Below are 12,869 nucleotides of genomic sequence, written 5' to 3'. Positions count from 1 at the left end.
AAGGAAATAACATGTGCAAAGATTGCGGCTGTTCTATCACTCATGACGATGCGGGGCATCAACATTCCCATGGCGATCATCATAGTCAACTTCATAGCAACCCTCAATTAAACGACAAGAAAACGTTGGCGGTTATCCATAAAATTTTGGATAAAAATGATATTGAAGCGCAACACAACCGCGATCATTTTGCGGCTCAACATGTCACTGCATTTAACTTAATGAGTAGCCCTGGTAGCGGTAAGACCACGTTACTAGAATGCCTACCCGAATACCTTAATCATAAATTTGCGGTGATTGAGGGCGATTTAGAAACCTCACGTGATGCCGACCGCTTAATTGCCAAAGGGATTAATGCATATCAAATTCAAACTGGCTCAGCCTGTCATCTCGACGCCTTTATGGTGCATGGCGCATTACACCATATTGACCTCAACCCCATCGACATTTGCTTTGTGGAGAACGTCGGGAATTTAGTGTGTCCCGCCAGTTACGATGTTGGCACCCACAAAAATATCGTCTTGTTGTCTGTCCCTGAGGGGGATGACAAAATTGAAAAATATCCGGTGATGTTTCGCCGCGCGGATGTGGTGTTAATTACCAAATCGGACTTACTGCCTTACTTTGATTTTAGTATCGAGCAAGCCAAAGCTCAGCTGCAAAAATTAAACCCTGATGTCGAACTTTTTGTCATATCAGTGAAAAATTCTGACTCAATGAACGCCTTTGCTCATTGGATTGCAGATAATCTGGAGCGCTAATCATGTGCTTATCGGTTCCTTCAAAAGTTGTTGAAATACATGACGATGCTAGCGTAACGGTTGACACATTAGGTGTTCGTCGCCGTGTGAGTAGTCATTTAATGACAGAGCCATTAACAGAAGGAGATTTTGTACTCATCCATATTGGCTTTGTGATGAATAAAATCGATGAGAAAGATGCACAACAAAGTCTCGATTTATACCAAGACATTGTCGAAAAAATGCAATTGGAGTCAGAGTAATGATCACCCTTAATGACTTCTATCAAGGGTTTCGAGATCCGAAAACAATTGGTCATTTAGCGGCTTTAATTCGAGAGCAAGCAGCACAAACGTCAGAGCAAATTAACATCATGGAAGTGTGTGGTGGTCATACACATACCATTATGAAATATGGGTTATTGCAATTGCTGCCAGACAACATTCGTTTTATTCATGGGCCAGGCTGTCCGGTTTGCGTGATGCCAAAAGAGCGTATTGACCATGCCGCAGTGCTTGCCAGTCAGGACGATGTAATTTTAGTCACCCTAGGCGATATGATAAGAGTGCCTGGGTCTATGGGAAGCCTGGCGCAATTTCGCTCACAGGGCTGCGATATCCGCCCTATTTACGATCCCCTCGATACATTAAACATCGCCCGTGACAACCCAGATAAAACAGTGATTTTCTTTGCCATCGGCTTTGAAACTTCAGCCCCGATGACCGCAGCGCTAATCGCTCAGGCTGAGGCACAAAACATACCTAACTTATTGTTTCACATTAATCATGTACTTGTTCCTCCTGCTATTGATGCGGTAATGGCAGACAGCCGTGCTCAGGTTAATGCATTTATTGGTCCGGCACATGTGAGCGTGATTAGCGGCGCTAAAATTTATCAGCCTGCTGTCGACACCTACAACACACCTGTGGTCGTGTCTGGATTTGAGCCCGTTGATGTCATGGAGTCCATTTTACGCATTGTGAAACAAAAAGTGTCTGGCGAAGCTGTACTAGAGAATCAATACAGCCGTTCAGTGACCTATGACGGCAACCTAGCAGCACAGCAACTGGTGGACAAATACTTTACGGTACGTGACAGCTTTCGTTGGCGCGGACTTGGGCCTATTGCCCGCTCTGCTCTTAGTTTAAAGCTCGAATATCAACACCGAGACGCCGAACGTATCTACGCTGCGGTATTACCTACAGCAGAAATTGATGACCATAAAGCGTGCCAATGTGGCGACATTTTACGTGGACTGTCTAATCCAAAGGATTGCAAAGTCTTTGGTCGAGGCTGTACACCACAAACGCCATTGGGCAGTTGTATGGTGAGCTCAGAAGGAGCTTGTAACGCTTATTATCGCTATGGAGAGGTGCAAAATGGCAACTAGAAAGACAGTACAACTAAGTCATGGTGGCGGCGGTAAAGAAATGAATCAGTTAATTACTGAGATGTTTTTTAAAGCGTTTAATAACCCTATTTTAGCCTCGCAAGAAGATGCCGCAAAATTAAACATGTGTGGTCATATCGCTTTTACCACCGACTCTTTCACTGTCTCACCACTTTTTTTTGCGGGTGGTGATATCGGTAAATTAGCCGTCGCAGGTACAGTGAATGATCTTGCGATGATGGCTGCTCAACCAGAATACTTAAGTTGCAGCTTTATTATTGAAGAAGGTTTCGCTCTTGATGACTTAAACACCATTGTGAACAGCATGGCCGAAGAGTTACATAAATCTGGTGCAAGAATTGTCTGCGGTGACACTAAAGTGGTGCCTAAAGGCTGTGCTGATGGACTATTTATCAATACTTCAGGCGTTGGACGTATTTTAAACCCAGATATTTCGGCTAAAAACTTACAGATAGACGACGCGATTATTGTCTCTAGAGATATAGGTCGTCATGGCGCTGCGATTTTAATGGCACGTGACGGATTAACCCTTGAGTCTTCTCTTCACAGTGACTGTGACACTCTGTGGCCTGTTGTTGAGCAACTACTGGCAGCGAACATTAAAATCCATGCAATGCGCGATGCGACTCGAGGCGGTATTTCAGCGGTATTAAATGAATGGGCGGTGGCATCTAATGTGGGTATCAGTGTCGATGAAACCACCATCCCCGTATGCGATGAAGTAAAAGGCTTATGTGAGTTATTTGGTTTTGAACCTTACGATTTAGCTAATGAAGGCACCTTTTTATTATCAGTACCGAAAGACATTGCCCACGGTGCTATAGAAGTGATGCAACGTTATGGTCATTGTGAACAGGCAGCAATCATTGGCCATGTCACCACAAAGCAACCTGGGAAAGTCATTTTGAACACGCCTTGGGGCAGCAGCCGTTATTTGGATTTACCGCAAGGCGAATTACTGCCAAGGATTTGTTAATGCACGAATATTCGATAGTGATGTCGTTAATGGAACAATGCGAAAGCCTTGCGCAACAACATCAGGCGCAACACATTGAACAGGTAGAGCTCAAAATTGGTATGTTAAGTGGCGTGGAGCCAGCTTTATTAGCTCAAGCCTTTGAAACCTTTAAGCTTGATACCATTTGCCATCACGCCAAACTGGTGATGAATATTCAACCATTGGTATTGCAGTGCCACAATTGCAACCAACAGTCGCAGGTTGATGAGCGCACCATAATCTGCCCTATTTGTAATAGTAATAAAACCTTAGTGGTTGATGGAGAAGACATGATGTTAATGCAACTGGTACTCGATACCTAACGTGTCACAATCTTCGCAGCCATGACATACACCGTTAAAAAAAAGTACACACTATAAAAGGACTACATCATGAAATACTTATCACTTGCCTTTATTCTTGCCGCTACTCCAACTCTTGCTATGGCACATGAGGGACATGGTGGTGTTGGATTATTTCATCACTTAATGGATCTTGCACCAGCCATTGCCTTAGTGGCTATCGTGGCATTTATATACTGGAAACGCAGTAATAAGTAACGCTATTGGCAACATGCCATAAATACAAAAGCCTTCCAGTGGAAGGCTTTGCTGGTGTTTATCACCTAAATAGCGACTAACATATTGTGACTAACATTGATGCTTAGAACATCTCAGCTGGCATAGCCATGATAGACTTATCGCCTTGATTAACTTGCGATAAATGGTATTGAGACTTAGACAATAACTTGTCCATATAAAAATCTGCTACATATTGCTTTTGTGCGGCAAAGGTTGCATCTTCATGACCGCTGGCTTTATCTGCCATTAACAACCAGAAATAGCCATAAAGTGCATAACCAAACGCATCTAAAAAGTCGACCGCACATGAGTTAACCAGTGCAGGTTGTTCGTGTTTATTGTTGTTGATGTAATTCGCTGTGGCCAATAATTCTTCAAAGACTTGGCTTACTGTTGCTTTATGATCGGCATTGGCTTGAGATAACTCAGCTAGACCCGTGTTCACGTCTGCCACAAACTCTGTCAAGGTTGCAACATTGTCACCAGTGACTTTACGACCTAAAAAGTCAATCGCCTGAATACCATTGGTACCTTCATAAATTTGTGCAATACGCGTATCACGTACAAACTGCTCTATACCGGTTTCTCGGATATAACCATGACCACCAAACACTTGTTGCCCCATGACAGTGGCATCTAAGCCCCGGTCAGTTAAAAAGGCTTTCGATACTGGCGTTAACAAACCAACATAACGCACAGCTTTGGCTTGCACATCATCGCTGGCGTATTTGGCTAAATCGAGTTGCTTACCGGTATACACAGATAGTGCTCGACCCGCTTCTGTCATGGCTCTGATCGTCAGCAGCATTCTACGCACATCGCCATGCACAATAATAGGATCAGAGGTCGCCCCTGTTGGTGACCCTTCAGCCGCAACGCCTTGAAGACGCTCTTTGGCGTAATCGCTGGCCATTTGATAAGCCGCTTGACCATTGCCTAAACCCTGTAAACCAATGGCTAAACGTTCGTAATTCATCATAGTAAACATACACACTAAGCCACGTGCAGGCCGTCCAATGAGGTAACCTACAGCATTGTCGTAGTTCATTACGCACGTAGCTGACGCTTTTAGGCCCATTTTGTGTTCAATTGAACCTACAGTAACGCCATTAGCTTCGCCTAGGCTACCATCCGCATTGACTCGAATTTTAGGCACTAAAAATAATGAAATACCATTAGAGTCGGGTAACTTGGCCAACACTAAATGAATAACGTTTTCAGCTAGGTCGTGATCGCCACCAGTGATAAATATTTTATTACCGGTAATTGAATAGCTACCATCTTCAAGTGGCTCAGCTTTAGTGCGAATACCGCGTAAATCAGAACCTGCGTGTGGCTCGGTCATGTCCATCGCGCCAGCCCATTGGCCAGAATATAAATTGGGTAAATAGGTTTGTTTTAACTCATCCGTTGCATGTGCATTGATACACAGCGCCGCGCCTGCTGTAAGCGAATTATAAAGCGTAAAAGAGTTACAGGTGCTGTAACCCATTTCGTCCACTAACACACCCAGCATTTTCGGCATGCCCATACCACCAAAATCAGCTTCACCACATAAACCCACCCAACCGCCCTCGGCAAACTGGCTATACGCTTCTTTAAAACCATCTGGGGTAATAATGTCATTGCCACGGTGAACAACGCCTTGCTCATCGCCATTTCGATTTAAAGGTTGCAGTAGATCACGGCTAATTTTGGCTGATTCATCTAATATGGCCAATGCAGTATCCAAATCTACCGTTTCTGCCATTGCAGGAAGCTGCTGCCAAGTTGTTGGTGCATCAAAAACGTTTTCTAGCAAGAATTGCATGTCTTTTAATGGGGCTTGATACGGATACATAGGGCTCTCTTAAACAAATAATTAAAACAGTTGTTTTAATTTATACTAAAGCGTAACAAAATGGAAAGGGTTTTTAATCTATTACCAATCTGCATTAATAAGTGACCACTCAGAATGCGTCCAGCGTTTTTTTGATTAAGGCGTTGCTATGTAGTAATGGTTGTTCCCTTTCTAATAGCGATAACACAGAGTAAAAATCAGCGGATGCATTCCTTTAAGACGACCTTTTAACATTTCGCTAAGATTATCGACATAATGCAAGATCAATGGGTTACAATTATCTGTAACCCAGCGCTATCAGGTTAATAATGAAATGATACGCTTCGATTTTCGATACGTTATAAAGCGAACCAGACTGAATGCACACCCCACAAGATCCCGCCACACCAGAAGATAACAACCTCAATCCTTACCAATCTGTTACGGTGATAGGTAATGCACCTGGCGCATGGCAACCTGCTGACATCGGCCATACGTTTGTGTTTAATGCAACTGAACATGAGGCTGAGAATGTCATTAATATTGGTAATGGTCCTTGTGCAGAGTCACCTCATGCGTTTGCGGTAAGCAACAGCCCTAATGATCAACAATTAGTTGCGCTATTAACCCAAGTCGCACAAACCCTCGAGCAGCAATTGCATTGTTGGCCTTCATCAGGGCTTGTGACCTGTTTTTTAATGTCAATTTTAGCCAGTGAGTTGACGGTACACCGTATGTCGCTAATGCCATCGCTTAACCGCTCGCGCACGCTAAACGAGCAGGATCACTTACCTTGCATGATACATAACTGGTTAGGGGAGCGCAGACTTGCACTAGGATTACAGCTCACTAACCCGCATATTTACTGGCCGGGGTTATTGATTGATCAAGCGACCATTCCTGAAGAGCTTAATACTCAAGCTGCGCAACCTGACATCAACCCATTTGAAGTGTTATTGAGTGATTATATTCGCCGCCAAAATAGCGATGTTAAGCCAACATATCATGTAGCCACATCCAATGCTCTGGCTTTGCAAGTAACCTCTGAGCGCCCTACTCAGCCTGATTTACAATATGCATTGTTAGCGGCGTTAAGTAATTTACCCAGCGTGCACTGGTTGTCATATGCGACACAAGATGACTTAATCACCGCTGAAGCGCTGTTTTATAATGAGCAGCCGCAAACGCAAGCCAGTTATTGGTATTTAGTGGATTATCAGGCATCACAATTTTTAGATAATATCCGCCATCATTTAGCGTACTGCCAGCAAGTGCTTGCCCTAACGGCAAAACCAGCTGCTGAAAACGTGTTGTAATGATTATTGTTGAACGGGCATCAATATTTTATACAAAAAAAGCCTCTATTAAAGAGGCTTTTTTAGGGGATTGATTACCACATTAAGTCATCTGGGATGGCGTAATCTGCATAAGGATCGTCGGCATCACTCACCTGCTCGACCGCATCTTTTGCGGCTTTATCCCACAAGTAACCACACCATTGAGGCACTAATAATTTGACTCGCTCAGCCAATTTGTGTGGCACTAAATAGCTTTTATCTTCATGACGCACAATGCCTAAGGTGCCGTTAAGCAATTCAGCTTGTATTTTATCGGTAATGTATAACGAGTAAATTTTATTTTCTAAGGTGTAGTTAAACTTAAGTTCAGCATCTTTAGGAATGTTGATAGCAAATTTAGAAAACTCAGTAATTAAGCCGCGAACTTGGCCTTTTTCAGACGCTTGTGCAAAGCGCTCTTCATTTAATGCTTTATCTTTTTTAGCCTGCTGTAACTTTTGTTCGGCAATTTGCTTTTTAAGTTCGGCACTGCCGTCATCAACTTTGGCTTTTTTATCACGACGTTTTTGAGTTTTCACGTCGCGGACTTTTTGTTTACTGGCAAGACCGGCTTTGAGTAATTGATCTTGTAATGCATTTGCCATGATTTGTTACCTTTAAAAATGAATATCTATAAGCCATGTTTGGCGGCAATGTCGCCTAATTCGGTCATCGCGATACTGGCGCCACCTAATGACCAACCACCATCGACCGGTAATACTACGCCTGTAATGTAAGATGCCATGTTTGAGGCTAAAAACAAGGCCGCATTGGCGATATCTTGTCCTTGACCATTTCGTTTTAATGGCACGCTATTAGCCACACGTTGTTGTAATTCATCGCTTGGTGCTAATCGGTTAAACCCTTCGGTGTCGGCAATTGGGCCAGGCACAATGGAGTTAATTCTAACACCTTCAACGCCCCATTCTAACGCTAATGTACGAGTTAACATATCTACGCCCGCTTTTGCGGCGCACACATGCGCTTGCAATGGCATGGCAATAAAGGCCTGTGGCGCAGAAATTTGTATCACACTGGCATTGGGGCGTGCCAATAACGGATAAGCTTGTTTTAACACCTGAAAACTGCCTATTAAATCAATATCAATAACGGATTTAAACCCATTGGTTGACAGTTTAGCTGCGCTGGCAGGGAAGTTTCCAGCCGCGCCACTGATTAACACATCAATATGAGTATAAGCCTTTGCAATTTCGTTAAAGCCTAGGGTTAATGCATCGTTATCACGGACATCGAAACTCACCCCCATGTGCACAGCATTCGGGTTGACATGATTAAGTTGGGCAACTGCAGCATTCACTTTATCAATACTGCGACTGGCTACCGCTACATTGGCACCAGCCTTGGCAAACGCTATGGCGACTTGCAGATTGATACCCGAGGTACCCCCCACCACAACCACATTTTTACCAGTGTAATCAAATGCAGCTGAAAATCCTGTTGAAGTCATAATCATCCCTTATTGATATTGCCGTTAATGTTACGACAGCTGTAAAGATTGATGGATTGCTGTCAATGCTGCAAGTGGATCTGTGGCTTGGGTAATCGGACGACCAATCACTAAGTAGTCAGAACCGGCAGCAATCGCTTGTGGCGGTGTCATCACCCGATGTTGATCGCCTGCATCACTACCAGCAGGCCGAATACCTGGTGTCACTAAGGTGAAATCCTGGCCAAATGACGATTTAAGTAATTTTGCTTCTTGCGCGGAACATACCACACCATCAAGCCCTGCCTGATGTGTTAATTTAGCTAAACGTAGCACATGTTCAAACGCAGGCACGTTAATGCCTAGCAAGGCTAAGTCTTCATCAGACATTGAGGTTAATACCGTTACAGCGATTAATAATGGCGCGTCTTTGCCATATGGCTGCAATGCTTTTTTTGCCGCTTGCATCATGGCTAAACCACCACTGGCATGCACATTGGTCATCCAAACGCCTAACTCTGCAGCTGCAGCAACCGCTTTCGCGACGGTATTAGGGATGTCGTGAAACTTTAAATCCAAAAATAAATCAAAATCACGGTTGTGAATGTCTTTCACTAATTGCGGGCCGAACAAGGTAAACATTTCTTTGCCGATTTTTAAACGGCACATGTCAGGGTCTAGTTTATCAATGAAAGTCAGCGCGTCAGCTTTATTGTCATAGTCGAGGGCAACTACAATTGATTTATCAGTCATTAGAACTCCAGCGGCAATAGCATGTGTTAGTGCAAATATAATTATGTGTCGAAAGTACAGTGGTTTTATTCACCGTCAAGGCCTTTAATGCGCTTAATACTGCCCCACTGTTTACATGACGGACAATGCCAATATAAACCGTGGGATGGAAAGCCACAGGCAGTACAGCGATAGCTAGGACGGAATTTAATTTGTTGTTCAACAAGCTGCTCAAGCATGGATAAACTTTGTTTTGCCTGACCATCTTCTGCTTGTTTGATGTGTAGTTTCATTAAGTGCTGAAACCCTTTCATGGTCGGATGGCGATATAGATTATCGAGCATCAAGGTTTCGGCGCTTTGATGTTGGTTCAAGGTAATTTTATGTTCGGCTAGTGCAACCACGACACTGGCACCGGCACCGTCGGCAATCGCTTTGGCAAGTAGCTCTTGAAACCCTTCAGGGTCTTGCGTATCACGATAGACTTGTTTTGCGATAGCAATGCCATCGGCAAATAAATCAATATCGGCCACTTTGAGTTCTGACAGCGCTTGTTTACATTGCTCAAACTGCCCAGCGTCGAGGTAAATTTTGGCAAGCGTTAACCAAGCTCGACCACATTTAGGGTCTTGTTTTATGGCCTGTTGCAGTTTTTTAATTTTGTCTACGTCGTTAGGTGTTTCATCGGCAAGTTGGCAATAAAAATGTGCGGTGGTATTTTTTAACGCTTGCTGGCGCTTGCGCGGTAGACGCTTAGTAATATCTATCGCGTTTTGCCATTCTTTGGTGACTTGGTAAATTAAAATCAGCTGAGTTTCAGCTTCTTCACTGTGATCGTCTTGGCTAACCAAATTAATAAAGATTTCTTCTGCTCGATCGTAAAAGCCTGCCGCCATGTAATCTTTACCTAGCTCCATCATGGCAATATCGCGCTGTTCATTGGTTAAGCTAGGCCGGGCGATTAAATTTTGATGGATCCGAATAGAACGGTCCACTTCACCACGCTTACGGAACAATGACCCTAATGATAAATGGGTATCAATGGTTTCATCGTCTACATCTAACATACTGATAAATAAGTCTACAGCTTTGTCTGACTCATTTGACAGTAAAAAATTAAGCCCAGTAAAATAGTCTCGGCTTAATTTCTTACTTTGTTGGCTATCATTATGGCGAATACTGCGTCGCCCCATATACCAACCGTATCCAGCGGCAATGGGTAATAGCAAGAACAAGATTTCTAGCATACTAGACAGCTTGATCCTTAGCGGGTACGTCGATGTTTATTGCATCAACCGTGGTAAATTTTTTAAGTGCTTTATTACTTTTACGTAATGCCAGTTTCAGTTTGATAATGTAATAACTGGCAAATATCCAGCTAATGATAAAGCCACTAAAAAACACACTCGCCAATACCACGGGTAAACGGTATTCACCTTCGGCAATAAAGTAACTCAAGGTTACAATTTGTTCGTTTTTAGCACCAAACAATAAGGCTAAAACAAACAGCAATCCAATTAGTACAATGACAATAAAAGATCTCACGTTATTCTCCATGTATACGCATCAATATAATGATTATCCAAGAAATTTACTAAACTGACCAGCATTGACTGTGATTAGATACAAAAAAGCCTCCAAAAGGAGGCTTTTTATTAAAGCGTTAATCAAAGATTAACAGCATCGACACGTTCGCGCAGTTCTTTACCCGGCTTAAAGTGCGGTACATACTTACCTTCCAATTCAACAGAAGTACCTGTTTTAGGATTACGGCCAGTACGTGGTGCACGATAGTGAAGTGAAAAACTACCAAAGCCACGGATCTCAATACGATCACCGCTTTCTAATGTTGTCGCCATTTGCTCTAACATTTCTTTGATTGCACTTTCCACTTCTTTCGCCGACAGTTGCGACTGCCTAGTGGCGAGTTTTTCGATAAGTTCAGATTTTGTCATCTTTGCTATCCCATATTATCAAGCCAAACACAGTCGCCTAATGGGGACAACGTCCCCATACAACAGACGATTTCGATTACTTACGAGCTGCTTTGAAAGCTTCAGCCATAGCGTTGCTGATTACAGCATCGTCTTGCTTGTTCAGAGTCGCGATCGCTTCTTTCTGTTCAGCTTCATCTTTCGCTTTGATAGATAAGCTGATAGAACGGTTCTTACGATCTACACCCATGAACTTAGCTTCGATTGCATCACCTACTGAGTATACAGTAGATGCGTCTTCGATACGCTCTGCAGAGATGTCAGCTACACGGATGTAACCTTCAACTGTATCTGCTAATTCAACTGTAACACCTTTTGCGTCAACAGCAGAAACAGTACCGTTAACTACGGTGCCTTTCTTCTTGTCAGCTAAGTATGCGTTGAATGGATCATCTTCAGTTTGCTTAACACCTAAGCTGATGCGCTCACGCTCTGGGTCTACTGAAAGAACTACAGCGTGGATTTCGTCGCCTTTCTTGTATTCAGACACTGCGTCTTCGCCAGTACCGTTCCAAGAAATGTCAGATAAGTGAACAAGACCATCGATTCCACCGTCAAGACCGATAAAGATACCGAAGTCAGTGATTGACTTGATCTTACCAGATACTTTGTCGCCTTTGTTAAACTTAGTTGCGAAGTCATCCCATGGGTTAACTTTACACTGTTTAAGGCCTAGAGAAATACGACGACGTTCTTCATCGATGTCTAGTACTAACACTTCAACTTCATCACCTAAGTTAACAACTTTAGATGGGTGAATGTTCTTGTTAGTCCAATCCATTTCAGAAACGTGTACTAAACCTTCAACGCCTTCTTCGATTTCTACGAAGCAACCGTAGTCAGTTAAGTTAGTCACGCGACCAGTTAACTTAGTGTTTTCTGGGTAACGTTTGCTGATTTCTAACCATGGATCTTCGCCAAGTTGCTTAAGACCTAGTGATACGCGAGTACGCTCACGGTCATACTTAAGTACTTTAACGTTGATTTCGTCACCAACATTAACGATTTCAGATGGGTGCTTAACACGCTTCCACGCCATATCTGTGATATGTAATAGACCGTCAACGCCACCTAAATCTACGAATGCACCGTAGTCAGTAAGGTTCTTAACGATACCTTTAACTGCTTGGCCTTCTTGTAGATTTTCAAGAAGTGCATCACGTTCTGCACTGCTTTCAGATTCGATAACTGCACGACGAGAAACAACAACGTTGTTGCGCTTCTGGTCAAGCTTGATAACTTTGAATTCTAATTCTTTGTACTCTAAGTGAGCGGTGTCGCGAACTGGGCGCACGTCAACTAGAGAACCTGGTAAGAAGGCACGGATACCGTTTAATTCAACAGTGAAACCACCTTTAACTTTACCATTGATGATACCGATTACAGTTTCAGCATCTTCGTACGCTTTTTCTAGAACGATCCAAGCTTCATGACGCTTAGCTTTTTCGCGAGACAATTGAGTCTCACCAAAGCCATCTTCAACAGAGTCAAGCGCTACGTCAACTTCATCGCCTACTTGAATTTCTAAAACGCCTTGTGCGTTTTTGAATTCGTCAGCAGAGATTGGGCTTTCAGACTTAAGGCCTGCGTCAACAAGTACCATACCGTTTTCGATGGCAACAACAGTACCACGAACGATAGAACCTGGACGGAACTCAAGAGTTTGAAGGGATTGTTCAAATAGATCAGCAAAAGATTCAGTCATGTTTTAGGTTACTTTCATTAAATAAACCACCATCCATCCTAGATGTGGAGTCTAGTAATATTATTCGTATCATCCTTAACACGAATACCTACTGTAAACGTTAATC

At 43.2% G+C, this 12,869-nt stretch carries 15 protein-coding genes; 7 read left to right on the top strand and 8 right to left on the bottom strand.

All coding sequences use genetic code 11. The features are described 5' to 3' along the window. Nucleotides 1-11 precede the first annotated feature (11 nt). From hypB to PQR79_RS04545, 6 genes are all read left to right on the top strand, one after another. Nucleotides 12-761, top strand: a complete 750-nt coding sequence (gene hypB / locus PQR79_RS04570; RefSeq protein ID WP_238103853.1) for a hydrogenase nickel incorporation protein HypB — start codon at nt 12-14, stop codon at nt 759-761. Between the two features lie 2 nt (nt 762-763). After that, nucleotides 764-1,003, top strand: a complete 240-nt coding sequence (locus PQR79_RS04565) for a HypC/HybG/HupF family hydrogenase formation chaperone (protein ID WP_238103854.1) — start codon at nt 764-766, stop codon at nt 1,001-1,003. Beyond that, entirely contained in the window at nt 1,003-2,130 is a 1,128-nt protein-coding gene (hypD, locus tag PQR79_RS04560; protein WP_238103855.1) for a hydrogenase formation protein HypD, read from the top strand. Before PQR79_RS04565 ends, hypD begins: the two co-directional genes overlap by 1 nt. Beyond that, nucleotides 2,120-3,127, top strand: coding sequence for a hydrogenase expression/formation protein HypE (hypE, locus tag PQR79_RS04555; protein ID WP_238103856.1), 1,008 nt, complete (start codon nt 2,120-2,122; stop codon nt 3,125-3,127). Before hypD ends, hypE begins: the two co-directional genes overlap by 11 nt. Beyond that, nucleotides 3,127-3,471, top strand: a complete 345-nt coding sequence (locus PQR79_RS04550) for a hydrogenase maturation nickel metallochaperone HypA/HybF (protein WP_238103857.1) — start codon at nt 3,127-3,129, stop codon at nt 3,469-3,471. Before hypE ends, PQR79_RS04550 begins: the two co-directional genes overlap by 1 nt. Before the next feature lie 69 nt (nt 3,472-3,540). Then, nucleotides 3,541-3,708, top strand: coding sequence for a hypothetical protein (locus PQR79_RS04545; RefSeq protein WP_238103858.1), 168 nt, complete (start codon nt 3,541-3,543; stop codon nt 3,706-3,708). 103 nt (nt 3,709-3,811) lie between these two features. Here the strand turns inward: PQR79_RS04545 and PQR79_RS04540 are convergent, their stop codons facing one another. Continuing rightward, entirely contained in the window at nt 3,812-5,569 is a 1,758-nt protein-coding gene (locus PQR79_RS04540) for an acyl-CoA dehydrogenase C-terminal domain-containing protein (protein ID WP_238103860.1), read from the bottom strand. A 359-nt stretch (nt 5,570-5,928) separates the two neighbouring features. Between PQR79_RS04540 and PQR79_RS04535 the strand changes: the two genes are divergently transcribed. Then, nucleotides 5,929-6,864: a hypothetical protein gene (locus tag PQR79_RS04535; protein WP_238103862.1), complete on the top strand. Its 936-nt coding sequence runs from the start codon at nt 5,929-5,931 to the stop codon at nt 6,862-6,864. 74 nt (nt 6,865-6,938) lie between these two features. Here PQR79_RS04535 and PQR79_RS04530 read toward each other — a convergent pair whose 3' ends face one another. From PQR79_RS04530 to rpsA, 7 genes are all read right to left on the bottom strand, one after another. After that, nucleotides 6,939-7,490, bottom strand: coding sequence for a DUF2058 domain-containing protein (locus PQR79_RS04530; protein ID WP_238103863.1), 552 nt, complete (start codon nt 7,488-7,490; stop codon nt 6,939-6,941). Between the two features lie 26 nt (nt 7,491-7,516). After that, on the bottom strand, nt 7,517-8,353 hold the full coding sequence (locus tag PQR79_RS04525) for an SDR family oxidoreductase (RefSeq protein WP_238103865.1): 837 nt from the start codon (nt 8,351-8,353) through the stop codon (nt 7,517-7,519). Nucleotides 8,354-8,383: 30 nt separating this feature from the next. After that, nucleotides 8,384-9,085, bottom strand: a complete 702-nt coding sequence (gene pyrF, locus PQR79_RS04520) for an orotidine-5'-phosphate decarboxylase (protein WP_238103876.1) — start codon at nt 9,083-9,085, stop codon at nt 8,384-8,386. Between the two features lie 65 nt (nt 9,086-9,150). After that, nucleotides 9,151-10,311, bottom strand: a complete 1,161-nt coding sequence (lapB, locus tag PQR79_RS04515; protein WP_238103879.1) for a lipopolysaccharide assembly protein LapB — start codon at nt 10,309-10,311, stop codon at nt 9,151-9,153. A gap of 1 nt (nt 10,312) precedes the next feature. Next, the gene (locus PQR79_RS04510) at nt 10,313-10,609 is read right to left on the bottom strand and encodes a LapA family protein (protein WP_238103881.1); all 297 of its coding nucleotides are present in this window, start codon (nt 10,607-10,609) and stop codon (nt 10,313-10,315) included. A 122-nt stretch (nt 10,610-10,731) separates the two neighbouring features. After that, nucleotides 10,732-11,019, bottom strand: a complete 288-nt coding sequence (gene ihfB / locus PQR79_RS04505; RefSeq protein WP_238103883.1) for an integration host factor subunit beta — start codon at nt 11,017-11,019, stop codon at nt 10,732-10,734. Between the two features lie 76 nt (nt 11,020-11,095). Then, a complete protein-coding gene (gene rpsA / locus PQR79_RS04500) occupies nt 11,096-12,763 on the bottom strand; it encodes a 30S ribosomal protein S1 (protein ID WP_238103885.1) in 1,668 nt (555 codons plus the stop codon). Nucleotides 12,764-12,869: the final 106 nt, after the last annotated feature.

The organism is Shewanella metallivivens (assembly GCF_028750675.1).
Taxonomy (GTDB): Bacteria; Pseudomonadota; Gammaproteobacteria; order Enterobacterales; family Shewanellaceae; genus Shewanella; species Shewanella metallivivens.
The sequence above is the reverse complement of the archived record's forward strand: the minus strand, read 5'-3'. Positions and strand labels throughout refer to the sequence as shown.

Bases quoted from the DNA above. Each gene is read 5' to 3' on its own strand.
- hypB (WP_238103853.1), top strand. From the start codon at position 12: ATGTGCAAAGATTGCGGCTGTTCTATCACTCATGACGATGCGGGGCAT.
- PQR79_RS04565 (WP_238103854.1), top strand. From the start codon at position 764: ATGTGCTTATCGGTTCCTTCAAAAGTTGTTGAAATACATGACGATGCT.
- hypD (WP_238103855.1), top strand. From the start codon at position 1,003: ATGATCACCCTTAATGACTTCTATCAAGGGTTTCGAGATCCGAAAACA.
- hypE (WP_238103856.1), top strand. From the start codon at position 2,120: ATGGCAACTAGAAAGACAGTACAACTAAGTCATGGTGGCGGCGGTAAA.
- PQR79_RS04550 (WP_238103857.1), top strand. From the start codon at position 3,127: ATGCACGAATATTCGATAGTGATGTCGTTAATGGAACAATGCGAAAGC.
- PQR79_RS04545 (WP_238103858.1), top strand. From the start codon at position 3,541: ATGAAATACTTATCACTTGCCTTTATTCTTGCCGCTACTCCAACTCTT.
- PQR79_RS04540 (WP_238103860.1), bottom strand. From the start codon at position 5,569: ATGTATCCGTATCAAGCCCCATTAAAAGACATGCAATTCTTGCTAGAA.
- PQR79_RS04535 (WP_238103862.1), top strand. From the start codon at position 5,929: ATGCACACCCCACAAGATCCCGCCACACCAGAAGATAACAACCTCAAT.
- PQR79_RS04530 (WP_238103863.1), bottom strand. From the start codon at position 7,490: ATGGCAAATGCATTACAAGATCAATTACTCAAAGCCGGTCTTGCCAGT.
- PQR79_RS04525 (WP_238103865.1), bottom strand. From the start codon at position 8,353: ATGACTTCAACAGGATTTTCAGCTGCATTTGATTACACTGGTAAAAAT.
- pyrF (WP_238103876.1), bottom strand. From the start codon at position 9,085: ATGACTGATAAATCAATTGTAGTTGCCCTCGACTATGACAATAAAGCT.
- lapB (WP_238103879.1), bottom strand. From the start codon at position 10,311: ATGCTAGAAATCTTGTTCTTGCTATTACCCATTGCCGCTGGATACGGT.
- ihfB (WP_238103883.1), bottom strand. From the start codon at position 11,019: ATGACAAAATCTGAACTTATCGAAAAACTCGCCACTAGGCAGTCGCAA.
- rpsA (WP_238103885.1), bottom strand. From the start codon at position 12,763: ATGACTGAATCTTTTGCTGATCTATTTGAACAATCCCTTCAAACTCTT.